Genomic DNA, 1,276 nt, shown 5'->3' with positions numbered 1-1,276 from the left:
GGCCAAACAGGTCTGGAACCTCAATGCTGTGATTCATGCCGGCTCGCTGCTGTAACAACACCTTGGGAGGATCGGTAACTGGCGGTAGCGCGCAGGTGAGTCGCCGTGGGCCAGGCACCGGAACGATGCAGCTTGCGTCGCTTGGGTTGCAGTTTGATGACGGTGTGAAGTCGGCCAGCCGAAGCGCTTCGTTAGGCGCTGGCAGCCATCAAGGGCGGGCGTTTGGGCGGTTGACGAACCTCTACAGAACTTGCCGGTCAGACCCAGAGGTCTCCGCTGCGGCCGGGATTGCGGCAGGAGGCTTAAAAAGAATTAGGCACGGCATTTTTATTGCTAGCTTCTTTATATACACAAAGCAGCGCAGCACCTAAGCGGATGACTGTTCTACGCATGGATTGGACGAACCTGCTGGCTGGCGGCGCCCAGCGACTTAAATGGCTTGGACACAAGGCCGGCAGCCGCATCGCTGTAGCGTGGGCGGCGGGGTTGCTGCTGTTGGCGCTTAGCGGCTGCGCCAGTCATCAAGACCATGCCTCCATCGTCGGCAACAAAAGCGCGGCCAAACCTAGCGAGTTCTTCCAGACCCATACCGACCGCATGGCCACCATCGGTATGCGCAACAACCTCAATACCCTCTACCGCCTGATGGACAAACTCTACCGGCGCAACCCACGAGAGTGGCGCAAGACCGGTTTGCCGACCATCGAGCAAGCTGAGTTGCAGGTGCAGCAAGCCATTGAACAGGATCGGCAATTGCCGGAGTTGGGCGGGCGCAAAGATGTTGCGGCGTTGAGCTATGCCTTAAGCGTTGATTACCAAGGCGATCGCGTCGGCGCTTTTATTTACGCGTTGGGCAGCATGCTGATTACCGCCCATGGCGGGCGTACCGAGTTCTATATGACCGATGAACTCGACCCACAATTTATCCACAACGCTGCGCGTAACATCGAAAAAGCCACGTGGATGCTCGCCAGTCGCAACGACCTCAAGGGCAACCCGTGGCTGCTCTCCAACGAAATATCGCCAGATGTGCGCAACCTCAGCTTTGCCGTGGAGTTCGGCAAGATTGTCGCGCGTCTCGATTTGCTCACCGATGTGTTGGATGAACGTTACCGGCGCTTGGGCGTGAGCTACGCCCAGGGACTGCTGTTTATGAACTTCCTACCGGTGCAGTAAGGTGTGCTGCGCGCACCAAGACCTTGCACCGGCGGCGCGCACAGCTGAACAGATCAAACCTTCTTAACAAACTCAGACTTGAGTTTCATCGGTCCAATAC

General features: G+C 57.5%; 1 protein-coding gene. It reads left to right on the top strand.

Features of this window, described 5'->3' with window-relative positions; translation table 11 throughout:
* The first annotated feature begins 375 nt into the window (after positions 1-375).
* A complete protein-coding gene (locus AAAB16_RS17690) occupies positions 376-1,176 on the top strand; it encodes a hypothetical protein (protein WP_340664501.1) in 801 nt (266 codons plus the stop codon).
* The last annotated feature ends 100 nt before the right edge of the window (positions 1,177-1,276 follow it).

This window comes from Pseudomonas sp. (genome assembly GCF_037994325.1).
GTDB lineage: Bacteria > Pseudomonadota > Gammaproteobacteria > Pseudomonadales > Pseudomonadaceae > Aquipseudomonas.
This window is presented reverse-complemented; position numbering and strand designations above follow the sequence as displayed.